Source organism: Mycoplana azooxidifex (assembly GCF_014196765.1).
Lineage (GTDB): Bacteria > Pseudomonadota > Alphaproteobacteria > Rhizobiales > Rhizobiaceae > Mycoplana > Mycoplana azooxidifex.
In genome coordinates this window covers 530,613-554,757 of the sequence record NZ_JACIEE010000004.1, presented here as the reverse complement: position 1 = coordinate 554,757, position 24,145 = coordinate 530,613, and the positions used below count along the sequence as shown (strand labels likewise).

Genomic DNA, 24,145 nt, shown 5'->3' with positions numbered 1-24,145 from the left:
CTGCTTTGCCCGCAATCAGGCCTCGTTGAGGTCCGGGATCCGGAGCACCTGCCCGGAGTAGATCTTGTCCGGATCGCTCAGCATCGGCCGGTTGGCCTCGAAGATCACCTTGTGCTTGGCGCCCTTGCCCTTGCCGTAGGCGGCCTCGGCGATCTTCCAGAGATTGTCGCCCTTCTTGACCGTATGGAAGACGGGCTCCTTAGCCGGAGTCGCCGCGTTCACCAGCGCCGTCATGTCGGCCTCGGCGAGCTTCAGTCCGGACTCGGGGGCAACGATCTTGAGGTCGGCGGCCTCGACCTTGGAGATGCCGAGGGTGTTGCCGACGGCAACGACGGCCTTCTCGAAGATGCTCTGGTCGGCCACCACGCCCTTCAGGACGCATTTGTCGCCATCCATCGAAATCTCGACCTTGTCCGTGCCGAGCCCGAAGGAGTCCAATTCCTTCTTCACGGCCTCGGCTTCCGGCGGCTCGTCGTCGCCGATACCGAGCTTCTTTCCCGCATTCTTGATAAAGCTGAAGAGACCCATCGTTTTCTCCCAATCCCGGACCTGCTCGAGGTCAGCCGAACCCTTTGTCCTGCAAGAGGAAACTAGGTCAGGTGCCGGCATCGTCAACCCGAAACCGGCAGCAAGGCGCTCAATCCTTGTCAGGCTTGGCGCGCATGCGCTTGACGTCGGAGCGGCCGGACTTTTCCTTCAGTCTCCGCTCCACCGCGCCCCTGGAGGGACGAGTCTTCTTGCGCGGCGGTGGTGGTGGCTCGGCTGCCTCCAGGATCAGGGCCTTCAGGCGCTCGCGGGCATCCTCGCGGTTGCGCTCCTGGCTGCGGAACCGGTTCGCCTCGATCATCAGCACGCCATCCTTTGACAGCCGCCGTCCCGCCAGCCGGGCCGCATTGGCCTTGACCCGCTCGTTTAGCGCAGGCGAGTTCCTGAGGTCGAAGAAAAGCTGGACGGCGGTTGAGACCTTGTTGACGTTCTGGCCGCCGGGGCCGCCGGCCAGCACGAACTGCTCGACCAGCTCCCAGCCGGCAATGACGATGGAACCTTTTATGGGGAGCGGATCGCTGGCCATGGACCTTCCTTAAGTGGATGGCCCTGCATAACGCATGCACTGCAAAAAGCGAATGCCGTCCTTCAGGCCGCGGGGACCATGACGCGAAAAACCCGGCCGGAGCCGGGTTTCACGTGAATCACCGCTCGCGACGATGCTACTCGGCTGCGATCCGCAGGCCCGGTGCCGCATCGCGGACGCTGCCGTCCACGTGCTCCTCGAATTTTGAGAAGTTGGTGACGAACATGTCCACCAGCTTGCGGGCCTGGCCGTCATAGGCCAGCCCGTCCGCCCAGGTCGAGCGCGGGTCGAGGATCTTGGTGTCGACACCCGGCACGCAAATCGGAACCTCGAAGCCGAAATTGTCGTCGCGGCGGAACAGCGCGCTGTTCAGCGTGCCGTCGAGGGCTGCCGACAGGAGCGCGCGGGTGGCCTTGATCGGCATGCGGCGGCCTTCACCGTAGGCGCCGCCGGTCCAGCCGGTATTGACCAGCCAGCAGGTGACGCCGTGCTCGGCGATCAGGGTCTTCAGAAGGTTGCCGTACTCGGTCGGATGACGCGGCATGAAGGGGGCACCGAAGCAGGTGGAGAAGGTCGCTTCCGGCTCGGTGACGCCGCGCTCGGTGCCGGCGACCTTTGCCGTATAGCCGGACAGGAAGTGGTACATCGCCTGGTCCGGCGTCAGCCGTGCAATCGGCGGCATGACGCCGAAGGCATCGGCCGTCAGCATGATGATGGTCTTGGGGTGCCCGGCCCTGCCGGTCTCGCTGGCATTCGGGATGAAGTGCAGCGGATAGGCGCAGCGCGTGTTCTCCGTCAGCGAACCGTCGTTGAAGTCCGGCACGCCGTTGGCGTCGAGGACGACGTTTTCCAGAACCGTGCCGAAGCGCTGCGTCGTGGCGTAGATCTCCGGTTCCGCCTCGGCGGAGAGACGGATGGTCTTGGCGTAGCAGCCGCCCTCGAAGTTGAAGATGCCGTTCTCGCCCCAGCCATGCTCGTCGTCGCCGATCAGCGTGCGGTTCGGGTCGGCCGACAGCGTAGTCTTGCCGGTGCCCGACAGGCCGAAGAAGACCGCGGCGTCGCCGGCCGGGCCGACATTGGCCGAGCAGTGCATCGGCATGACGTTCTTCGCCGGCAGGATGTAGTTCAGTGCGGTGAAGACCGACTTCTTCATCTCGCCCGCATAATAGGTGCCGGCGATCAGGATGACGCCGTTGGTGAGGTCGCAGGCGATCATCGTCTCGCTGCGGGCGCCGTGGCGCTCGGGATCGGCCCTGAAGGTCGGCAGGTCGATGATCGTCAGCTTCGGCACGAAGCCTTCCAGGGTCTCCTGCTCCGGGCGGATCAGGAGGTTACGGATGAACAGCGAATGCCAGGCGAGCTCGGTCACGACGCGCGTCGGCAGGGCGTACTCGCTGTCGGCGCCGCCGATCAGGTCCTGGACGAACAGGTCCTTGCCGGTCGCATGCGCCAGCATGTCCTGCTTCAGCGCCTCGAAATGCGCGGGCGACAGTTCCTTGTTGTTGTCCCACCAGATCTGGTCCGTGGTGTTGTCGTCACGGACGACGAACTTGTCCTTCGGCGAGCGGCCGGTGTGCTGGCCGGTCAGGGCACGCAACGCGCCGTGGGCCGTCTTGACCGCTTCGCCACGCCCCAGCGCCTCTTCATAGAGATCTGCTTCCGTGAAGTTGTAGCGGACCGTTCCCGTGTCCTTGAAGCCGATCGATTCGAGACTGCAAGCGGGGTTGCGAATGCCCAGTTCCGTCATGGCCCAGTTTTCCTTCGCGTTTAAGGGGAGAGGGTGGATTTTCTGGGAAACTAGCTTCTGTCGCTGCGCATGACAAGCGCACTTTCAAAAAAGGCCAACAATATCAGTATATTAATCGATTTAATAAATAGTCTGACTTTTTAAATCGTTTAGAAAATCGATTTAAATGCCGGTTCGGCGAGCGGCCCTGCACGCTGTCGATCGCCCCGCCTAGACGCTTGCCACAATTTGTTCCACCTTTACCCCCAAAGGAAGCGCACCATATCGATGGCCGGGAAGAAGTGCCCAGGCAAATCAGTGAGGCGCACATGACCATGGAGACGAGCAGGATGCAGACAATCGCGCTGGTGGACGACGACAGGAATATCCTGACGTCCGTTTCGATCGCGCTGGAAGCCGAAGGATACCGTGTGGAGACCTACACGGACGGCGCATCCGCCCTCGACGGCCTTCTCGCCCGCCCGCCGCAGCTGGCGATCTTCGACATCAAGATGCCGCGCATGGACGGCATGGAGCTTCTGCGCCGCCTGCGGCAGAAGTCGGACATTCCGGTGATCTTCCTGACCTCGAAGGACGAGGAGATCGACGAGTTGTTCGGCCTGAAGATGGGCGCGGACGATTTCATCACCAAGCCGTTCTCGCAGCGCCTGCTGGTCGAGCGCGTCAAGGCGGTGCTGCGCCGCGCCTCGAACCGCGAAGCCGCCGCCGCTGGTATCGTCGTGCCGGCGAAGCCGGGCGAGGCGCAGGCCCGCTCGCTCGAGCGCGGGCAACTGGCGATGGACCAGGAGCGCCACACCTGCACCTGGAGGAACGAGCCGGTCACGCTGACGGTCACCGAGTTCCTGATCCTGCACGCGCTCGCGCAGCGCCCGGGTGTCGTCAAGAGCCGCGATTCACTGATGGACGCGGCCTATGACGAGCAGGTCTATGTCGACGACCGCACCATCGACAGCCACATCAAGCGGCTGCGCAAGAAGTTCAAGATGGTCGATACCGACTTCGACATGATCGAGACGCTCTACGGCGTCGGCTACCGGTTCCGCGAGAGCGGCTGAACGCCGGCCGGTTGGACCGAAGCGGCTGAAAGCCGCCGCCCGGATGCGATTTTGCTTGCATATCGCTAGGCGGCGGTGGCATCCCAGCCGGGACGGAGGCGGCCAGAAGCCGTTCAGGACCATTGACTGCTGTACCGCAAAACACGCTGGACAAGGAGTTGGACGACCTCGAGGGTCGCCCCGCCCCCCGGCATGGGCGCTCGTACTGGACCTATCCCTTCAAGCTGATCCGCCGGATCTTCGGCAACGCCGTCTTTTCCAGCCTGACGCGCCGGATCCTGTTCTTCAATCTCGTCGCGCTCGTCGTTCTCGTCGCGGGCATCCTCTACCTGAACCAGTTCCGCGAGGGCCTGATCGACGCGCGCGTGGAGAGCCTGCTCACCCAGGGCGAAATCATCGCCGGCGCGATCTCGGCGTCGGCCTCCGTCGACACGAACTCGATCACCATCGATCCCGAGAAACTGCTCGAACTGCAGGCCGGCCAGAGCATCACCCCGCTTCCGAACGACGAAGACCTCGATTTTCCGATCAATCCGGAGCGGGTGGCGCCCGTCCTCAGGCGCCTCATCTCGCCGACCAGGACGCGTGCGCGCATCTATGACACGGATGCGAACCTCCTGCTCGATTCCCGGCACCTCTATACCCAGGGCCAGGTTCTGCGTTTCGACCTGCCGCCGGTGGAGCCGGAGGAAACCTCGTTCCTCGACGGGTTCAACGCGTGGTTCAACCGCATCCTGCAGCCGGGCAACCTGCCTGAGTACAAGGAAGCCCCCGGCGGCGACGGCTCCATCTATCCGGAGGTCATGAATGCGCTCACCGGCGTCCGCGGCGCGGTCGTGCGCGTCACCGACAAGGGCGAACTGATCGTTTCGGTCGCGGTTCCGGTCCAGCGCTTCCGCGCTGTCCTCGGGGTGCTGCTGCTTTCGACGCAGGCGGGCGACATCGACAAGATCGTGCATGCGGAGCGGCTCGCGATCATGCGCGTCTTCGGTGTTGCTGCCCTGGGCAACGTGTTCCTGTCGCTGCTCCTGTCCAGCACGATCGCCAATCCGCTCCGCCGCCTCTCGGCGGCCGCCATCCGGGTTCGCCGCGGCGGCGCGAAGGAGCGCGAGGAAATTCCCGATTTCTCCTCGCGCCAGGACGAGATCGGCAACCTGTCGGTGGCGATCCGCGAGATGACGACGGCGCTCTATGACCGCATCGACGCGATCGAAAGCTTCGCCGCCGACGTCAGCCACGAACTCAAGAACCCGCTGACGTCGCTGCGAAGCGCCGTCGAGACCTTGCCGCTCGCGCGCACCGATGAATCGAAGAAGCGGCTGATGGACGTCATCCAGCACGACGTCCGCCGGCTCGACCGCCTGATCAGCGACATTTCCGATGCCTCGCGGCTCGATGCCGAACTCGCCCGCAGCGACGCACGGACCGTGGACCTCGAGAAGGTCCTCGGCGACCTCGTCGACATCTCGCGCCAGATCCGCAGCAACAAGAAGCCGGTGATCCTGGACTTCGTCGTCGACCGCAACGACAATCCGAAGGCGCGCTTCGACATCAGCGGCCACGAACTGCGCATCGGCCAGATCATCACCAACCTGATCGAGAACGCCCGCTCCTTCGTGCCCGAACACGGCGGGCGTATCGTCGTGCGGCTGTCGAACGGGCGAAACGGCCGGCGGATCGTCAAGATCGAGGACAACGGACCCGGAATCCAGGCGGAAGACACCGACCGCATCTTCGAGCGCTTCTATACGGATCGGCCCGACAGCGAGGACTTCGGGCAGAATTCCGGGCTCGGACTCTCGATCTCGCGGCAGATCGCCGAGGCCCATGGCGGCACGCTGAAGGCCGAGAACATCATCGACCGCAGCACCGGCGAGATCAAGGGCGCGCGCTTCCTCCTGTCCCTTCCGGCGGCGGGCCGCCGGCAATGAGCCGGGGCACGAACGTCCACGGCACGGCCATCGTCGTCGCCACCACTGGCCTGCTCTTCATCGGCCCTTCCGGCTCGGGCAAGAGCGCGGCAGCCCTTCATTGCATCGGCCGGGCGCGCCAGCGTGGCCTGTTCTCGGCGCTCGTTTCCGACGACCAGGTGCTGCTCGACGTCGCCGGCGGACGCATCGTCGCGCGCGCGCCGGCGGCGATCGCGGGGCTGGCGGAGATCCGCGGCTCCGGCATCGTCACCGTGGAGACCATCGACTGCGCAATCCTTGGGCAGATCATCCAACCTATCCGGATGCCGTCCGATGAACGCATCGCGCCCGAAGGAGAGGAACACGAAGTTCTTCCCGGCCATCGCCTGCCGTTGACCCGCCTGCCCGTTGCAGACGGCTTCGACTGCTTCGAGAGGCTGGTTCAGCTGCTGCCTTTTCTGGTCCGAAATCGAGACGCAAGCGCTGTGAAATGCCCGCTATCAGGCATTTTTAACTTGCACTCGGCCTTTTCATCGACAAGATGACCTCCCCAACGGTGGACGTCTTTTTCGCAGTGCGGTATTGGCGTCGCCTAAATGTTGGGCAATTGGAGCGGTGCTTATGATCGGACTGGTGCTTGTCACCCACGGCAAGCTGGCGGAGGAGTTCCGTCTCGCACTGGAGCACGTCGTGGGGCCGCAAGAGGCGATCGAAACCGTCTGCATCGGCCCGGACGACGACATGGACCAACGCCGGCAGGACGTGCTGGAGGCCGTGCAGCGTGCCGACCGTGGCCAGGGCGTCATCATCCTGACCGACATGTTCGGGGGCACGCCCTCCAATCTCGCGATTTCCGTCATGAACAGCGGCTCGGTCGAGGTCATCGCCGGCGTGAACCTGCCGATGCTGATCAAGCTCGCGGGCGTTCGCAACGACGGCGACATGGAGCGTTCGCTCGTCGAGGCCTCGGAAGCGGGGCGCAAGTACATCAATGTCGCCAGCCGCGTCCTCAGCGGCAAATGAAATGGATGCGCCCCAACCCATGCACGGTTCCACCCCGCCTCTCTCCAAGGATCTCCTGATCGTCAACAAGCGCGGCCTGCATGCCCGCGCATCGGCCAAGTTCGTGCAGACGGTGGATCGCTTCGACGCCGAGGTGACGGTATCCAAGGACGGCATGACGGTGGGGGGCACCTCGATCATGGGCCTGATGATGCTGGCGGCGAGCCCGGGCTGTTCGGTGCACGTCACCGCCGCCGGGGCGCAGGCCCATGAGGTGCTGGCCGCGCTCGAGGCCCTTGTCGCCAATCGCTTCGGCGAGGAAATGTAACGCCCAACGTCAATATAAAGATATAAAGACTTCTTTATATCATTGTTGCCACCCCCGATGTTTCCTGCTAAGCGTGCGCCAGACCGCGGACGGGCGGAGCCGCCTGCGCTGGCGTTCGCGCCGTTCAGTCCGGCTGGCGCCTCGCGCCGCGCCGGGACACGCTTCAATTCAGTCTGGAGACACGCATGAGCAACACCAAGGACTATCACGTCGCGGACATCGGCCTTGCCGACTTCGGCCGCAAGGAAATTGCGATCGCGGAAACGGAAATGCCGGGGCTGATGGCCTGCCGCGAAGAGTTCGGGGCCGCCAAGCCGCTGAAGGGCGCGCGGATCACCGGATCCCTGCACATGACCATCCAGACCGCCGTTCTCATCGAAACCCTCGTCGCTCTCGGCGCCGAGGTTCGCTGGGCCTCCTGCAACATCTTCTCCACCCAGGACCATGCCGCCGCCGCCATTGCAGCCGCCGGCATCCCGGTCTTCGCGGTGAAGGGCGAGACGCTCGAGGAATACTGGACCTATACCGACCAGATCTTCCAGTGGGCCGATGGCGGGCTCTCCAACATGATCCTCGACGACGGCGGCGATGCGACCATGTACATCCTGCTCGGCGCACGCGCCGAAGCCGGCGAAGACGTGCTCTCCAATCCGGGTTCGGAAGAAGAAGAGATCCTGTTCGCCCAGATCAAGAAGCGCCTGAAGGCCTCGCCCGGCTGGTTCACCAAGCAGCGCGACGCCATCAAGGGCGTGTCCGAGGAGACGACCACCGGCGTCAACCGTCTCTACCAGCTTCAGCAGAAGGGCCTGCTGCCCTTCCCCGCGATCAACGTCAACGACAGCGTGACCAAGTCGAAATTCGACAACAAGTACGGCTGCAAGGAATCGCTCGTCGACGGTATCCGCCGCGGCACCGACGTGATGATGGCCGGCAAGGTCGCCGTCGTCTGCGGTTATGGCGACGTCGGCAAGGGTTCGGCTGCCTCGCTGAGCGGCGCCGGCGCTCGTGTGAAGGTCACGGAAATCGACCCGATCTGCGCGCTACAGGCCGCCATGGACGGCTTCGAGGTCGTCCAGCTCGAGGACGTCGTCGGTTCGGCCGATATCTTCATCACGACCACCGGTAACAAGGACGTCATCCGCATCGAGCACATGCGCGAGATGAAGGACATGGCGATCGTCGGCAACATCGGCCACTTCGACAACGAGATCCAGGTCGCCAGCCTGCGCAATCTCAAGTGGACGAATATCAAGCCGCAGGTCGACATGATCGAGTTCCCCAAGGGCAACCGGATGATCCTTCTGTCGGAAGGGCGCCTGCTGAACCTCGGCAACGCCACCGGCCACCCGTCCTTCGTCATGTCCGCCTCGTTCGCCAACCAAGTGCTCGCGCAAATCGAGCTCTACAAGAACGACGGCAAGTACCAGAACGAGGTCTATGTCCTGCCGAAGCACCTCGACGAGAAGGTGGCTCGCCTGCATCTTTCCAAGCTGGGTGCGAAGCTGACCGAGCTTTCCCAGGATCAGGCGTCCTATATCGGCGTCACGACTGCGGGTCCGTTCAAGGCCGAACACTACCGGTACTGATCCTTACCCGACTTATCCACAATATGTGGTTAGCCGCAGCCTTGACAGGGCTGCGGCTTCTTTTTTGCCCGCGCGCCTTCCCGACGATTCGGGATGGAAGTATGGTTAATGTCGTTGATTCGACGCCATGATGGGACCTCGGATGCTGCTTGTCGCTTGCGACATGGAGCGGTTCTGTATCCCCATCGGCTGCCGGCCTTCGCCGTTTCGGGCGGGCCGCTGGGGCGTCGGATCTGGGATGTCTTGTCGATCAGGCGGCAAACAGACGGAGACATACCGGGGATGATGTCGGAATTGAAAAAGGGCCTCTCGGGCCCGGGTGCTGGCGCGCCCATGACGATCGCCACGCGGATCAGGACGATCTGCGAAACCAGCCTGAAGGCATTGAAATATCACAAAGGGTGGCTGCGGTTTCTGGCGGCCGGCTCGGCACTGTCCGTGTTCGCGACGCCGGCGCTGGCGCAGGAAGCCGTCGGCGCCACGCGACTTCTCGGTTCGTCCGAAGTCATCACCTTTTCCGTTCTTCTCGGCGTGGTCTCGGCCGCACTGTTCTCCGCCGTCTGGATGATCCGGCAGCGCGGGCGGCTGGAAGACGAGATCGGCGCGCTGCGCGCCACCGTCTCGGACGCCAAGCACCGCAATGCCCGGCTCCAGGCGCTGATCAGCGACAAGAACCGGCGCATCATCGTCTGGGACGGCCTTTCGCAGCGTCCCGAGATCCTGGGGCAATTGCCGCCGGAGACCGGGGCGCCCGCGGCCGACGCCGATTTCCTGGCGCTGGGGCGATGGCTGAAGCCGGCTTCGGCGGCCGAAGCCGAGCGGGCGATCGAGACGCTGCGCTCGCAGGCCCAGAGCTTCGACCTCATCGTGGAGACGACCCGCAACGAGATTATCGAGGTGCAGGGACGCGTTTCCGGCGGGCAGGCGTTCGTGCGTTTCGTCGCGCTGAACAATCTCCGTCGCGAGGCGGCGGAACTGCAGCTCGAACGCGACCGCCTCGAGCAGTCTCTGACAGTGTTCCAGCACCTGCTCGATTCGCTCGACCTACCGGTCTGGCAGCGATCGAGGGAAGGAACGCTGGTCTGGGCGAATGCCGCCTACGGCGAGGCGGTCGAGGCCCGCGACGCGCAGGAAGCCGTGCGCGAGGGCCGCGAGCTCCTGTCTGCCGTTGCCCGCGAAAAGATCAAGGCCACCAATACGCCGTTCCGCGACAGGGTCTCCACCGTGGTCCAGGGCAAACGAAGCTTCTTCGAGGTCGTCGATGCCCGCTGTGCCGCGGGCTCCGCGGGAATCGGGCTCGACATTTCCGAGGCGGAAGCGATCCGGGAAGAGCTCCAGCGCACACTGAAGAGCCACGCAGAGACGCTCGACCATCTGGCCACGCCCGTCGCCATCTTCGACGGCAGCCAGCGCCTGCAGTTCTACAACCAGGCTTTCCAGAGCCTCTGGAATCTCGATACCGCGTTCCTCGAGCGGCGGCCCGACCATGGCGAGATGCTGGACCGCCTGCGGGCGGCCTCGAAGCTGCCCGAGCAGCTCAACTGGCGGCAGTGGAAGGACAAGGTGCTCTCCGTCTACCGGGCGATCGATACGCAGACGGAACTCTGGCACCTGCCCAACGGTCAGACGCTGCGCGTCTTCGCCACCGCCCGGCCGCAAGGCGGCGCAACCTGGGTTTTCGAAAACCTGACCGAGAAGGTCGATCTGGAAACGCGCTACAATACCCTGGTGCAGGTCCAGGACGACACGATCGACCATTTGTCCGAGGGCGTGGCCGTGTTCGGGCCCGATGGCCGTATTCGCCTTTCGAATCCCGCCTTTCGCGCGCTCTGGGGCGTCACCGAGGCGCAGGCGCAGCCGGGAACGCACATCCGCGCCATCGAACAGGCTTGCGCGCCCTCCTATGACGGCGCCGACGGGTGGAAGCGCTTCGGCCGCATCATCACGAGTTTCGACGACGAGCGCCCGTCCTATCGGGGCCTGCTGGAGCTGCATACCGGCCTGGTGCTCGATTTCGCGGTCATCCCGCTTTCCAACGCGCAGACCATGCTGACCTTCGTCAACATCACCGACAGCGTACGGGTCGAGCGGGCGCTGACGGAGAAGAACGATGCGCTGCGCAAGGCGGACGCGCTGAAGAACGATTTCGTCCAGCACGTTTCCTACGAACTGCGCTCACCGCTGACGAACATCATCGGATTTGCCGACCTCCTGAAGACGCCGTCCATGGGGGCGTTGAACGAACGACAGGCCGAATATGTCGACCACATCGCCACTTCGTCCGCCATCCTGCTGACGATCGTCAACGACATCCTGGACCTTGCGACCGTCGATGCCGGCATCATGGAGCTCGAGCTCTCCGATATCGAGCTGTCCGACCTGCTCGAGGACGTGGCGATGGAGTTCTCTGACAGGCTGCAGGAGAACCATGTGTCGCTCGACATCGTCGCCTCGGAAAAGCTGGGCGGCATCGTCGCCGACCACCAGCGCCTGAAGCAGATCCTGATCAAGCTGCTCGCCAACGCCGCGAATTTTGCGGCCGAGGGCACGGCCATCGAATTGAAATGCTGGCGTGACGGCGAGGATTTCGTCTTCAGCGTCTCCGACAACGGACCCGGCATCCCGCAGGACGTGCTGCGCACGGTGTTCAACCGCTTCGAGAGCCACGGCCGCCGCGGCGGCGCGGGCCTCGGGCTTTCCATCGTCGAGAGTTTCGTCAGCCTGCATCACGGCACCGTCACCATCGACAGCCGCGAGGGCGAGGGCACCTGCGTCACCTGCCGGATCCCGCCCGGATCACTGCCGTCGGTCGTGGCGGCGGAATAGGCCATGTACACCGTGACTATTCATCTTGCCGACGAAGCCGAGACCATACGCTTCGGCGAGGATCTGGCGCGCGCCGTCCGGCCCGGCGACCTGATCGCCCTGTCGGGCGATCTCGGCGCCGGCAAGTCGACCTTCGCCCGCGCGCTGATCCGCGCCGTTGCCGACGATGAATTCCTCGAGGTGCCGAGCCCGACGTTTACGCTCGTACAGAGTTACGCGCTGCGCATCCCGGTCGCCCATTTCGACCTCTATCGCATTGCCGACGCAGCCGAGCTCGACGAACTGGGCCTCGACGAGGCGCTGGAAGACGGCGTCTGCCTGGTGGAGTGGCCGGAACGGGCAGCTGAGGCCCTGCCCTCCTCCCGCCTGACCTTGCGCTTCCTGCACGAGGGTCCGGGCCGGCGCGTCGAGATCGAGGGGCCGGAGGAACTCGGCGCGCGAGTCAGTCGCACGCTCGACATCCGTGCCTTCCTTTCGAAATCCGGACTGGCCGCGGCCCGTCGCCGCCACCTGACGGGCGATGCCTCGATCCGGGCCTACGAACATGTCTATGCGGACGGGCAACGCCTCGTGCTGATGGATTCGCCCCGCCACACGCCAGGGCCGATCCTTGCGGACGGCAAGTACTACCAGCAGATCGCCCACATCGCCGAAGACGTCCGCCCGTTCGTGGCGATCGCCGCCCATCTCGGTGCCCGCGGCTTCGCGGCACCTGCGGTCTATCATCGCGACCTCGACCGCGGCATCCTGCTGATCGAAGACCTGGGCCAGGAGGGCGTGCTCGACGGCGAGGGCCGGCCCGTTCCCGAGCGCTACCTCGAGAGCGCCGGCGTTCTCGCAGCCCTGCACGCCCAGCCGATGCAACATGCCGTTCCGGTCGGGGACGGTACGGACTACCGGATTGCCGATTTCGATCACGACGCGATGCAGATCGAGGTCAGCCTTCTGACCGACTGGTACCTGCCCTGGCGGGCGGGGGCGCCGGCGTCTGATGCGCTGCGCGCGGAATACCGGGCGATCTGGAGCGATCTGGTGGTCGCGCTGGCCGGCGCCGAGAAGAACCTGCTGCTGCGCGACTTCCATTCGCCGAACATCATCTGGCGGCCGCAGGCGGTGGGCATCGACCGCGTCGGCATCATCGACTTCCAGGACGCGATGATCGGACCGACGGCCTATGACGTCGCCTCGCTGGTGCAGGATGCGCGCGTGGACATCCCGAAGGACCTCGCAGGCCGGATTCTCGACCACTACCTTGCGCTCAGGGAAGGATCCGGCAACTTCGACCGCGACGCCTTCCTGGAGGCCTGGCACATCATGGCGGCGCAGCGGAACTGCAAGCTCGCCGGCCTCTGGGTGCGGCTGATGCAGCGCGACGGCAAGCCTTCCTACATGAAGCACATGCCGCGAACCCTGGATAACCTGCGCACGGCCCTGGCACATCCGCGCCTCTCCCCCTTGCGCGACTGGTGCGGAAAGGCTGGAATCCTGTCCAACGAATCATAGGGACGGATGCCGCGATGAAGATCGAAAACGCCATGGTGCTTGCGGCCGGGCTCGGAACGCGGCTGCGGCCCGTGACGAACACCATGCCGAAGCCGCTGGTGCCGATCGCGGGCAAGGCGATGATCGACTACGGCCTCGACGCGCTGGAGGCGGCCGGCGTGACGCAGGCTGTCGTCAACGTCCATCATTTCGCGGGCCAAATGATCGACCATCTGTCGCGCCGCAATCGCCCCGAAATCCTCATCTCCGACGAGACCGAGGCGCTGATGAACTCCGGCGGCGGGCTTGCCAAAGGGCTGAGGCTGCTGGGCTCCGAGCCGGTCTTCGTCCTCAACGCCGACCTGTTCTGGGTCGGGGAGCGGGCCGACGAGAAGACCAACCTGCGGCGGCTCGCCGCCTTCTTCGACCCGGACCGCATGGACATGGCGATGCTGTGCGTGCGGCTGGAGAACACGACGGGGCACAACGGCCGCAACGACTTCTCGATGGATGCCGATGGCCGGCTGATCCGCTTCAGCGATGGCGACGGCGAGCCCGTCGTCTATGCCGGGGCGATCGCCATGATGCCGGCGCTGCTCGACGACGCGCCGGACGAGGCCTTCAACCTCAACATCTACTTCGACCGGGCGATCGCGGGCGGCCGGCTCTATGGTCTCATCCTCGAAGGGCACTGGATCACGGTCGGCACCCCCGAAGCGATTGCCGAAGCCGAGGCGGTCATCGGCAGGCTGGCGGGTGCTGCATGAACGCGCGGCGGGACAGCCCCGGCAACGTGTTCTCGATACACCCGGGCCTGCCGTTCCTGAAGACGCTGGCAGAGAGGATCTGCGACGGCACGATTATCCGCGGCTTCCGCCACGACGAGAACGACCCGCTGTCGCTTGCGGACATGACGATCTACGTGCCGACCCGGCGGTCGGCACGAACGCTCCGGTCCGAGTTCGTCGATCTGCTCGGCGGGCGCTCCGCCATCCTCCCCATCATCCGCCCGCTCGGCGAAACCGACGACGACAGCGGCTTCTTCGACGAAGCGGCACCGGCCGCGCTCGACATGGCGGAGCCGCTTTCCGGCCCGGCACGCCTGCTGGAACTCGCGCGGCTCGTGCTCGCCTGGCGCAACAGCCTGCCGGCGGCGATCACCGCCGTGCACGCCGAGAGCCCCCTGGTCGCGCCCGCAAGCCCCGCCGATGCGATCTGGCTCGCCCGCGAGCTCGCCGAGCTGATCGACGCGATGGAGACGGAGGAGTGCGACTGGGACGCACTCAAGACCATCGATGCCGCCGACCACGCGCAATGGTGGCAGCTGACGTTGGCCTTCCTGAAGATCGCCAGCGAATACTGGCCGGCGCGGCTCGACGAGCTCAGTCGCTCGTCTCCGTCGATCCGCCGCAATGCGATCCTGCATGCGGAGGCAGACCGCTATCGCGATACGCCGCCGTCCGGACCGGTGGTCATTGCCGGCTCGACCGGCTCCATTCCCGCCACCGCGCGGCTGATCGAGGCGGTTGCGGGGATGCCGAACGGCGCCGTCGTGCTGCCCGGGCTCGACTTTTCGATGTCGGACGACGACTGGCGGCTGGTCACGCACGACCCGCTGTCCGGCGAACCCTCGCGCGAGGCGTCGAACCGCAGCCACCCGCAATACGGTCTCAGCCGGTTGCTGCAGCGGCTCGGGATCGAACGCCCGATGGTCGTTCCGCTCGGCACGCCGGAGACCGCATTGGCGGCGCGCGCCGACCTCTTGTCCCGGGCATTGCTGCCGGTTCATGCCACCGCAGGCTGGGAGCAGCAGCGGCAGGCCCTGCAGGATGACCAGACGCACGGCGCGTTCGACGGCGCCTGCCTGGTCGAGGCGGCGAACGAGCGCGAGGAGGCGACCGCGATCGCGATCGCCCTGCGGCTGGCACTCGAGGAGCGCGAGGAAAGCCAGGCCGCGCTGATCACGCCTGACAGGAAGCTTGCCCGGCGTGTTACGGCGGAGCTCGCCCGCTTCGGCATAGAGGCCGACGATTCCGCCGGCACCCCGCTGCTTTCCACCGCCCAGGGCACGCTCACCCGGCTGCTGCTGGAGGCGACGCTCCGACCGGGCGATCCGGTCGCGCTCGTCGCCCTGCTGAAGCATCCGCTGGCCCGCTTCGGCCTTCCGGCGGAAAAAATGCGCGACGCCGCGACCGCGCTGGAGCTGCTGGCACTGCGTGGTGGCACGGCCGAGGTCGACATCTCCGCTCTCGAGCCGCTCCTCGATGCGGCCATCAAGCGGCATGCGGCCGACCGGAAGCCGCCGGAATGGCGCAAGGCCATTACCGACGCTGCGGCACTGGAAGCGCGCGACCTCGCCCGGCGGATCGCCGCCGCGGTCGAGCCACTGGCCGGCGTCCTGGTGCGCCACGGCCGCACGGGACGGCGCTTCACGACGGCGCTTGCGATCTCGGAATGGACCGAGCGAACCGGCCGGGCGCTGGAAGCGGTCGCGATCGACGAGAACGGCAATCTGGCCGGCCTCTGGTCCGGCGAAGCAGGCGACGGGCTGGCTTCGCTGCTCAAGGGCGTGATCGAGGCCGACGGACAGCTCGAGGCGGACGGTCCGCAATGGTGCGATGCGCTGGAAGCGATCAGCGCCAGCGAAACGGTGAAGCCGCGCTCGATGCGCCATCCGCGTGTCTTCATCTTCGGCGCACTCGAATCGCGCCTGCAGAGCGTCGATACGATCGTCATCGGCGGGCTGAACGAGGGCACCTGGCCGGGGCAGACGACGAACGACGCCTTTCTGTCGCGCTCCATGAAGGCAAGCATCGGGCTCGAACCGCCCGAGCGGCGCATCGGCCAATTGGCGCACGACTTCCAGATGGCCTGCGCGGCGCGGAACCTGGTCCTCACCCGGGCGACACGCAGCGGCACCTCGCCGACGGTCGCCTCGCGGTGGCTGCAGCGGCTGCTCGCGGTCGGCGGTCCTTCGCTGGCTCAGGACCTGCGAAAGAGGGGCGCGGACCTGCTGCACTGGACCGCACTGCTGGATCGACGCCAGCGGCAGCCGGCAGCAAAGCGGCCGGAGCCCAGGCCGCCGGCCGACCTGCAACCGAAAAGCTATTCCTTCAGCGAAGTCGGCCGGTTGCGCCGCGATCCTTATGCCATCTATGCGCGGCGGATTCTGCGCCTCCATCCGATCGCGCCGTTCAACGTCGATCCGGGTGCCGCCGAGCGCGGCACGCTGTACCACCGCATCGTCGAGCGCTACGTGCGCGAGCAGCCCGGCGACAGCGAGGACGGGGAGCTGATGCGCCGGATCACGACGGAGGAGTTCGACCGCATGGCGCTGCCCCTGCATATCGATGCGGTCTGGCGGCCGCGCTTCCAAGCCGTCGCGAGCGCATTCCTCGCCTGGGACGGCAAGCGCCGGCAGGTGCTCGACAAATCCCTGACGGAGGTGCCTGCCTCGCTCGATCTCGCAATTGCCGGCATGCGGCTCACCGGCATCGCGGACCGCATCGACCTGCGGACCGACGGCCGCGGCGACCTGATCGACTACAAGACCGGCAGTTCGCCCTCGCTGAGGATCGCTCGTGCACTCCTCGATCCGCAGCTGCCGCTAGAGGCGGCGGCCCTGAAGCGCGGCGCCTTCAAGGGCCTGCCGTCGATGCCGCCCGGCGACCTGACCTATGTCCGCCTCAAACCCGGTGATCGCTTCGACGACGAGGTCGTCAACAACGAGCACGCCAGGCCGACGAAGGATCGACAGCCGAAATCCGCCGAGGACCTTGCCGACGATGCGATTCTCCAGCTGGAGAAGCTGCTGACACAGCTGCTTTCCGGCCATTACGGCTTCGCCTCGCGCGTCATTCCGGAAGCGGAACGGGAATTCGGCGGCGAGTATGACCACCTGGCGCGCGTGGCCGAGTGGTCGACGGCCGAAAGTTCTGAGGGAGAAGAGGATGCTTGACGCAGAGCGCCCGCCCGCCGACGATCCCGGCGCCTGGCTCGGCTGGACGAGCCGCATGCAGGCGGCCGCATCCGATCCTACCGGTTCGGCATGGGTCTCCGCCAATGCCGGCTCGGGCAAGACGCACGTGCTCACCCAGCGCGTGATCCGGCTCCTGCTCGCCGGGTGCCGGCCATCGGCCATCCTGTGCCTGACCTATACCAAGGCGGCGGCGTCGGAAATGTCGAACCGCGTGTTCGAACGCCTGGCCGAATGGGCGGTGCTGCCGGACGACGCGCTTTCTCGGCGTGTCGAGCAGATCGAGGGTGCCCCGCCCGACCGGTTGAAGCTGGAGGAAGCGCGCCGCCTGTTCGCGCGCGCATTGGAGACGCCGGGCGGACTGAAGATCCAGACGATCCACGCCTTCTGCGAGGCGCTGCTGCACCAGTTCCCGCTGGAGGCGAACGTTGCCGGCCATTTCGCCGTGCTCGACGACCGGGCCGCCGCAGTGCTACTCGCCGACGCCCGCCGCTCGCTCCTGACCGCGACCTCTGCGGAGGACGACGCCGCGCTCGCCGAGGCGTTTGCGACCGTACTCGAGATCGCAGACGACACTGGTCTCGATCGGCTGGTCGAGGACATCGTTGCCAATCGCAGCGCTATCCGCGCCTTCATCGAGCGGGCGGCCGCCCTTGGCGGCACCCGCGCCCTGCTGCGCGAGCGACTCGGGTTCGGGCCAAAGGACGATGCCGAAAGACTGGTCGAAGCCTTCTGGCCGCCGCCCGGCTTCGATGCTGCTGTCTTCCGCCGCTATCTCGACACCGCGCTCGAACTCGGCTCCGACACGGTCAAGGCGAGTGCTGCCGATCTGGCCGCCCTGCCCGAATTGCCGACGGCCGCCGGACGTCGACGGGCCCTCTGCGATCTCTTCTTCAACGGCGGTGGAAAGCCGGCCAGCCTCGACCGCGCCTTCCTGTCCAAGAAGGTGAAGGACCGCGATCCGGAGTTCGAGCCGTTCTTCGTCGACCTGCAGGCGCATGTGATCGCCTGCGACGACCGCCTCCGCCGCTTCCGCATGTTCGAGGCGACCAGCGCGGCCCTCGTGATCGCAGAGCGACTGATCGGCGACTACGAGGACCTCAAGCGCGGGCGCAGCCTGCTCGATTTCGACGACCTGATCGAGCGTGCCGCCACGCTTCTGACCCGCAGCGACGTTGGCGCCTGGATCCACTACAAGCTCGACCAGGGGATCGACCACGTCCTCGTCGACGAGGCCCAGGACACGAGCCCGCGGCAATGGGAAATCATCGGCGCGCTGACCAGCGAATTCTTCGCCGGTGCCTCGGCCCGCCAGGCAAACCGCACCGTCTTCGCCGTCGGCGACGAGAAGCAGTCGATCTATTCCTTCCAAGGGGCGCGCCCGGAGCGTTTCGCCCAGGAGGGGCGCAAGGCGGCGCGGCGCGCCGGGGATGCCGACGCATTCTTCCGCTCGATCCGGCTGCTGCTGTCCTTTCGCTCCACTCGCGACGTGCTTACTGCCGTCGACCAGGTGTTCTCGGTCGCCGACCATGCACGCGGGCTTTCTCCCGATGGCGACGCCGTCATCCATGCCTCCAACCGCGGCCAGGAGCCCGGCGCGGTCGACCTATGGGAGGTGATCGCACCGGCCGAGACCATCGACGAGGACGACTGGACCGCGCCGTTCGACGCCGTGCCGGAGAAGGCACCGGTGAACGTCCTGGCAAGGCGCATCGCCGACACGCTCGCAGGCTGGATCGGACAGGCGACGGTGACCGAGAAGGGCGTATCGCGACCCATGCGTCCCGGCGATGTCATCGTGCTGGTGCGCAAGCGTGACGCCTTCGTCAACGCGCTGACCCGCGCCCTGAAGCAGCCTCACAACATTCCCGTCGGCGGCGCGGACCGGCTGGTGCTGAGCGGCCATATCGCCGTGCAGGACCTGCTCGCACTCGGGCGTTTCGCGCTCCTGCCGGAAGACGACCTGTCGCTTGCGGCCCTTCTGAAAAGCCCCCTCCTTGGGCTTTCCGAAGAACCCCTGATGGACCTTGCGGCACGGCGACCGGAGGCGACCAGCCTGTGGCAGCACCTTCAGTCGCAAGCACCGCAAGACCTGTTCCTCGGTGCCGTGGTGCGCCAGCTGGAGGCGTTCATCACCATCGCGCGGGAACTCCCCGCCCATGATTTCTACGCGCGGGTCATCGGTGTCCTGGGCGGACGCGCCGCGTTTCTGGCGCGACTGGGGCAGGAGGCCGGCGAGATCATCGACGAGTTCCTGTCCTTCGCCCTCGATCAGGAGGAAAACGGCCTTCCCGGCCTGCAGGCCTTCATCTCGACGCTGGAGCTCGAGGCCCCGACTGTCAAGCGCGAGCAGGACAAGGGGCGAAACGAGGTGCGCATCATGACGGTGCATGCCGCCAAGGGTCTGGAGGCCCCTGTCGTCTTCCTCGTGGACAGCGGCGGGGCGCCCTTCACCCACGCCCACATGCCGAAGCTGCGGTTCCTCGCCGCGGGCGGGGACGACGCCGGCGGGCTGCCCGCATGGCTGCCGGTCAAGGACCTCGGCAACGACATGACCGACCTCGATGCGCAGCGCATCCGCGCGCAGGCGGAGGAAGAATACCGCAGGCTTCTCTATGTGGCGATGACGCGTGCTGCCGACCGTCTCGTCGTGTGCGGTTATCGCGGCAGGCGGCCGAGCAGCGGCACCTGGCACGAGATGGTGACCGCCGGGCTCTCCAGCGACGCGCGCTGCAGCGAGGCGCAGTTTTCCGCCGGATCGGATACGTGGTCCGGTGCGATCTGGCGCGAGGCATCGCCGCAGGCCGGCACACCCCGCGAGGCCGTCGCGGATGTGACCGAGGCGGGGGCGCCGCTGCCGCAAGCGCTGGGACGCCCGCTGCCGCCGCAGCGCCGCCTGCCGCGTCCGCTGAGCCCGTCCGGCGCCGCCGCGGTGATCGATACGGCCGAGGCCGACCTGATGGTCGGATCCGCGCTCTTCGCCACCCATGCGCCTTCGGGCGCAGGCCGGGCACTGGAACGCGGCCGGATCCTGCACCGGCTTCTGCAGGTCCTGCCCAGCCTGCCGGCACCGGATCGTCCGGCTGCGGCGGAGCGCTATCTCGAACGGGCGGTGCGGCACTGGCCGGGCCGCGATCGGGCTCGCCTCAGCGCCGACGTCGCCACGATCATGCAGGAGCGGTCGCTTGCGGCGATCTTCTCGCCCCTCAGCCGTGCGGAAGTCGAAATCATGGGAACGCTCGGCGTGGGACGCACCGACTATGCGGTCTCCGGCCGGATCGACCGGATGGTGGTGACGGAGGACAGCGTCGAGATCGTCGATTTCAAGACCAACAGGCAGCCACCGGCGAGCCCCGCAGACATCCCCTTCGAGCATCTCGCGCAGCTTTCGATCTACCGCGCCCTGCTCGCTCCCCTCTATCCCGGCCGGGCGATCCGCTGTGGGCTCGTCTATACCGAGGCGCCTGCGATCTACTGGCTCGAGGACGAGGCGATGACGCGAAGCCTTGCCGAGCTGGCGACAAAGTGAGATACCAACCATTGAAATGGCAGCCGCCGCGCATCACATGAAATGCAACTTCAATTTGCCAAGGAGCAGCCCCTCATGGCCACCGTGAAAGTCGACAATTCCAATTTCCAGGCCGAAGTCCTCGATTCCGCCGAGCCGGTGGTCGTTGATTTCTGGGCCGAATGGTGCGGCCCGTGCAAGATGATTGCGCCTGCGTTGGAGGAGATCTCCGCGGAACTCGCCGGCAAGGTGAAGGTTGTCAAACTCAATATCGACGAAAACCCCGAGCTTGCAGCCCAGTTCGGCGTCCGCTCGATCCCGACGCTCGCCGTGTTCAAGGGCGGCGAAGTGGCCGACATCAAGGTCGGCGCGGCACCGAAGACGGCACTGTCGTCCTGGATCTCGACCGCCGCCGCCTGAGCCTCACGCAAGATATCGAAATTCAAGGCCCGGCTCGTCCGGGCCTTTTTCGTTTCCGCAGGGAAGAATGACGGAGCCTGCCGATTCAGGTCGGCGGCGTGCCGTTGTCGGCGAGCACATCGCCGATGAGATAGAGCGAGCCGCCGATCAGGATCCGTGGCGCCACGGCATCCTCCTCGACGATACGGCCGATCGCCTGCAGCGCCTCGGCCACCGATGAGACCGGTTCCGCCTCGAGGCCGGCATCGACGGCATCACTTGCGAGCACGACCGGATCGATACCGGCGTCCGATCCGCGGATCGGTACGGTGAAGACACGTTCGGCGATGCCACGGAAGGCATCGAAATAGCCGACCGGGTCCTTCGTGTTGATCATGCCCGTGACCAAAAACAGCGGACGCGGATCGCGCTCCTCGAACGTGGCCATGGTTTCGGCGATCACGACGCCGGCGCCGGGATTGTGGCCGCCGTCGACCCAGATCTCTGAGGATCCCGGCGCGGCCTTCGCAAGCGCACCGGCGTGGAGCCGCTGAAGGCGCCCGGGCCACTCGACCGAAACGACACCCCGTTCGAACGCCTGCTCGGTGACCGGCAGGCCGGTCGCCTTGACGGCGCGTATCGCGGCTGCCGCATTGGCATACTGGTGCCGGCCCAGAAGCTTCGGCGGCGGCAGGTCCATCAGGCCGAATTCGTCCTGGTAAACCATCCGGCCGAACTCGCCATAGGCCAGGAAATCCTGCCCGTAGACCGTGTAGGGACAGGAAAGCCGCTCCGCGGTCGCGATCAGGACATTGCGCGCAGCCTCCTCTTCCTGATGGCCGATGACCACGGGCGAACCCTTCTTCATGATGCCCGCCTTCTCGGCTGCGATCAGTTCCACGCGGTCACCCAGATAGGCCTGGTGGTCGAGCGAGATCGGCATGATCACAGACACCGCCGGCTTCTCGATGACGTTCGTCGCGTCGTAGCGACCGCCGAGGCCGACTTCGATGATCGCAACGTCGGCCGGATGCTCGGCGAAGAGCAGAAAGGTGACCGCCGTCAGGATCTCGAAGACCGTAATCTTCTGCCCGCCGTTGGCCCCTGCCACGCGACGGACCGCATCTGCCAGAACCGGATCCGAAACGAAAGCGCCGCGCCCGCCCTTGCGCCCGAGGCGATAGCGCTCGTGCCAGTTGACGAGGTGGGGAGAGGTGTGGACGTGAACCGAAAGGCCGGACGCCTCGAGGATGGCACGGCTGAATGCCGTGACCGAACCCTTACCGTTGGTGCCGGCGACATGAATGACCGGAGGAAGGCGCTTGTGCGGGTCGCCGAGCGCAGACAGCAGCCGCGTGATGCGGTCAAGCGACAGATCGAAACCCTTCGGATGCAGCGCAAGGAGCTTGTCGATCTCCCGCCCCGCCTCTGTGGTGTCGGCCGCCTCCATCGCGCCACCCGCTCGCGCGCGGTTCAGGCGCTGGCGGCGATGGCGACGACGCCAGCCGCCTTGGTGGTTTCGGTCACAGGCTTCTTGGTCAGGATCCGAAGCAGGCGTGCCAGCGTTCCGGGAATGTCGTGGCGCTTGATGACCATGTCGACCATGCCGTGCTCCAACAGGTACTCGGAGGTCTGGAAGCCTTCGGGCAGCTTCTCGCGGATCGTCTGCTCGATGACGCGCTTGCCGGCAAAGCAGATTTCGGCGCCCGGCTCGGCCAGGTGGATGTCGCCGAGCATGGCATAGGAAGCGGTCACGCCGCCGGTCGTCGGATTGGTCAGGACGACGATATAGGGCTGGCCCGCTTCCTTCAGCATTTCGACGGCGACGGTGGTGCGCGGAAGCTGCATCAGAGACAGGATGCCTTCCTGCATGCGGGCGCCGCCGGAGGCCGGGAACATGACCAGCGGGCACTTCTCGGAGATGGCGCGCTCGAAGGCCTTGACGATCGCCTCGCCGGCGGCCATGCCGAGCGATCCGCCCATGAAGCCGAACTCATGCACGACCGCGACGAGCTTGACGCCGCGCACCTTGCCGACGCCGGCCAGGATCGTGTCCTCCTGCTCGGTCTTGATGCGGCTGTCCTTCAGGCGGTCTATGTATTTCTTGGAATCACGGAACTTCAGCGGGTCCTGCGCCACCTTGGGCTGCGGCAACGCTTCGAAGGCGCCGTCGTCGAACAGGTCCTTCAGGCGGGCCTTCGCCGGCATCTTCATGTGATAGCCGGACGCCGGAATGACCCACTTGTTCTCTTCGAGGTCACGATGGAAGACCATTTCGCCCGTCTCAGGGCACTTGATCCAGAGGTTCTCGGGAACCTCCCTGCGGCCCAGCATCGAATTGATCTTCGGCCGAACGTAATTTGTGATCCAGTTCACTGAAGCTACTCCTGAATTTTCGCCCCTATGTGGGGATTTATTCCGCTGCCGCAACCCGGGCGCCGCGCACGCCGGATGCAAGGCTGCGCACCAGCGCCTCGACGCCAGCCACGGTCGCTTCAGTGGCGGCGCCGTCCGCCGTCAGGCTGGAAGCGATCTGGTTGACGATGGCGCTGCCCACGACCACGCCGTCCGCAGACGCGCCGATGGCACGCGCCTGTTCCGCCGTCTTGACGCCGAAGCCGACGCAGACCGGGAGTGTTGTGTGGTCCTTGATGTGCCGGACGGCGCCGCCGATCACGGACGGATCCGGCAGGGCGGAACCGGTGATGCCGTTCATCGAGACGTAGTAGACGAAGCCGGAAGTGTTCTCCAGTACGGTCGGCAGCCGCTTGGCATCCGTCGTGGGCGTCGCCAGGCGGATGAAGTTGATGCCGCGGCGGAGCGCCGGAATGCAGAGTTCGTCATCCATCTCGGGCGGCAGGTCGACGACGATCAGGCCGTCTATGCCCGCTTCGAGCGCATCCTCGAGGAAGCGGTCGACACCGTAGATGTAGATCGGGTTGTAGTAGCCCATCAGCACGATCGGCGTGTCTGCGTCCTCCAGCCGGAAGTCGCGCGCCATCTGGATGGTCTTGGCCAGTGTCTGGCCGCCCTTCAGCGACCGCTGTCCGGCCACCTGGATGGCCGGCCCGTCGGCCATCGGATCGGAGAACGGCATGCCGAGCTCGATGACGTCGGCGCCGGCCGTCGGCAGCGCCTTCATGATGGCGAGCGATGAGGCATAGTCCGGATCGCCGCCCATGAAGTAGGTCACGAGTGCCGGGCGGCCTTCAGCCGCGAGAGCGGAGAATCGTCTGTCCATGCGGGCGGTCATC

18 protein-coding genes are annotated in these 24,145 nt (G+C 65.9%); 12 read left to right on the top strand and 6 right to left on the bottom strand.

The window, feature by feature from the left end:
• Positions 1–15: 15 nt before the first annotated feature.
• From lysM to GGQ64_RS11755, 3 genes are all read right to left on the bottom strand, one after another.
• Complete coding sequence (gene lysM / locus GGQ64_RS11765) at positions 16–528, bottom strand: peptidoglycan-binding protein LysM (RefSeq protein ID WP_183804116.1); 513 nt, start codon at positions 526–528, stop codon at positions 16–18.
• Between the two features lie 109 nt (positions 529–637).
• Entirely contained in the window at positions 638–1,072 is a 435-nt protein-coding gene (gene arfB / locus GGQ64_RS11760; protein ID WP_183804113.1) for an alternative ribosome rescue aminoacyl-tRNA hydrolase ArfB, read from the bottom strand.
• Positions 1,073–1,208: 136 nt separating this feature from the next.
• Positions 1,209–2,819, bottom strand: a complete 1,611-nt coding sequence (locus GGQ64_RS11755) for a phosphoenolpyruvate carboxykinase (RefSeq protein WP_183804110.1) — start codon at positions 2,817–2,819, stop codon at positions 1,209–1,211.
• A gap of 329 nt (positions 2,820–3,148) precedes the next feature.
• Here GGQ64_RS11755 and GGQ64_RS11750 point away from each other — a divergent pair, with 329 nt between their 5' ends.
• The 12 genes from GGQ64_RS11750 (at position 3,149) to trxA (ending at position 20,912) form a co-directional block, all read left to right on the top strand.
• A complete protein-coding gene (locus tag GGQ64_RS11750) occupies positions 3,149–3,874 on the top strand; it encodes a response regulator transcription factor (RefSeq protein ID WP_183804311.1) in 726 nt (241 codons plus the stop codon).
• A 158-nt stretch (positions 3,875–4,032) separates the two neighbouring features.
• On the top strand, positions 4,033–5,805 hold the full coding sequence (locus GGQ64_RS11745) for a stimulus-sensing domain-containing protein (RefSeq protein WP_281380518.1): 1,773 nt from the start codon (positions 4,033–4,035) through the stop codon (positions 5,803–5,805).
• Positions 5,802–6,329 (top strand): HPr kinase/phosphorylase, encoded by a 528-nt coding sequence (locus GGQ64_RS11740; RefSeq protein WP_183804107.1) that lies wholly within the window; start codon positions 5,802–5,804, stop codon positions 6,327–6,329. Before GGQ64_RS11745 ends, GGQ64_RS11740 begins: the two co-directional genes overlap by 4 nt.
• A gap of 76 nt (positions 6,330–6,405) precedes the next feature.
• Positions 6,406–6,807 carry a PTS sugar transporter subunit IIA gene (locus tag GGQ64_RS11735; protein ID WP_183804104.1) on the top strand — a complete coding sequence of 134 codons (402 nt, stop codon included), beginning with the start codon at positions 6,406–6,408 and terminating at the stop codon, positions 6,805–6,807.
• Between the two features lie 19 nt (positions 6,808–6,826).
• Positions 6,827–7,114, top strand: a complete 288-nt coding sequence (locus GGQ64_RS11730) for an HPr family phosphocarrier protein (RefSeq protein WP_183804101.1) — start codon at positions 6,827–6,829, stop codon at positions 7,112–7,114.
• Positions 7,115–7,299: 185 nt separating this feature from the next.
• Entirely contained in the window at positions 7,300–8,700 is a 1,401-nt protein-coding gene (gene ahcY / locus GGQ64_RS11725) for an adenosylhomocysteinase (RefSeq protein WP_183804099.1), read from the top strand.
• Between the two features lie 285 nt (positions 8,701–8,985).
• Entirely contained in the window at positions 8,986–11,526 is a 2,541-nt protein-coding gene (locus GGQ64_RS11720) for a sensor histidine kinase (protein ID WP_183804096.1), read from the top strand.
• A 3-nt stretch (positions 11,527–11,529) separates the two neighbouring features.
• Positions 11,530–13,029 carry a tRNA (adenosine(37)-N6)-threonylcarbamoyltransferase complex ATPase subunit type 1 TsaE gene (gene tsaE / locus GGQ64_RS11715; RefSeq protein WP_183804093.1) on the top strand — a complete coding sequence of 500 codons (1,500 nt, stop codon included), beginning with the start codon at positions 11,530–11,532 and terminating at the stop codon, positions 13,027–13,029.
• Between the two features lie 14 nt (positions 13,030–13,043).
• The gene (locus tag GGQ64_RS11710) at positions 13,044–13,775 is read left to right on the top strand and encodes a nucleotidyltransferase family protein (protein WP_183804081.1); all 732 of its coding nucleotides are present in this window, start codon (positions 13,044–13,046) and stop codon (positions 13,773–13,775) included.
• Positions 13,772–16,966, top strand: coding sequence for a double-strand break repair protein AddB (gene addB / locus GGQ64_RS11705; protein ID WP_183804079.1), 3,195 nt, complete (start codon positions 13,772–13,774; stop codon positions 16,964–16,966). Before GGQ64_RS11710 ends, addB begins: the two co-directional genes overlap by 4 nt.
• Entirely contained in the window at positions 16,959–20,513 is a 3,555-nt protein-coding gene (addA, locus tag GGQ64_RS11700) for a double-strand break repair helicase AddA (protein ID WP_183804078.1), read from the top strand. The genes addB and addA overlap by 8 nt, the downstream gene beginning before the upstream one ends.
• Positions 20,514–20,588: 75 nt before the next feature.
• Entirely contained in the window at positions 20,589–20,912 is a 324-nt protein-coding gene (gene trxA, locus GGQ64_RS11695) for a thioredoxin (protein WP_183804076.1), read from the top strand.
• 85 nt (positions 20,913–20,997) lie between these two features.
• Here trxA and GGQ64_RS11690 read toward each other — a convergent pair whose 3' ends face one another.
• The 3 genes from GGQ64_RS11690 to trpA are packed head-to-tail and all read right to left on the bottom strand — an operon-like array spanning position 20,998 to position 24,144.
• On the bottom strand, positions 20,998–22,341 hold the full coding sequence (locus GGQ64_RS11690; protein ID WP_183804073.1) for a bifunctional folylpolyglutamate synthase/dihydrofolate synthase: 1,344 nt from the start codon (positions 22,339–22,341) through the stop codon (positions 20,998–21,000).
• A gap of 23 nt (positions 22,342–22,364) precedes the next feature.
• Positions 22,365–23,267 (bottom strand): acetyl-CoA carboxylase, carboxyltransferase subunit beta, encoded by a 903-nt coding sequence (gene accD / locus GGQ64_RS11685; protein ID WP_183804071.1) that lies wholly within the window; start codon positions 23,265–23,267, stop codon positions 22,365–22,367.
• Between the two features lie 37 nt (positions 23,268–23,304).
• A complete protein-coding gene (trpA, locus tag GGQ64_RS11680) occupies positions 23,305–24,144 on the bottom strand; it encodes a tryptophan synthase subunit alpha (RefSeq protein ID WP_183804069.1) in 840 nt (279 codons plus the stop codon).
• Position 24,145: the final 1 nt, after the last annotated feature.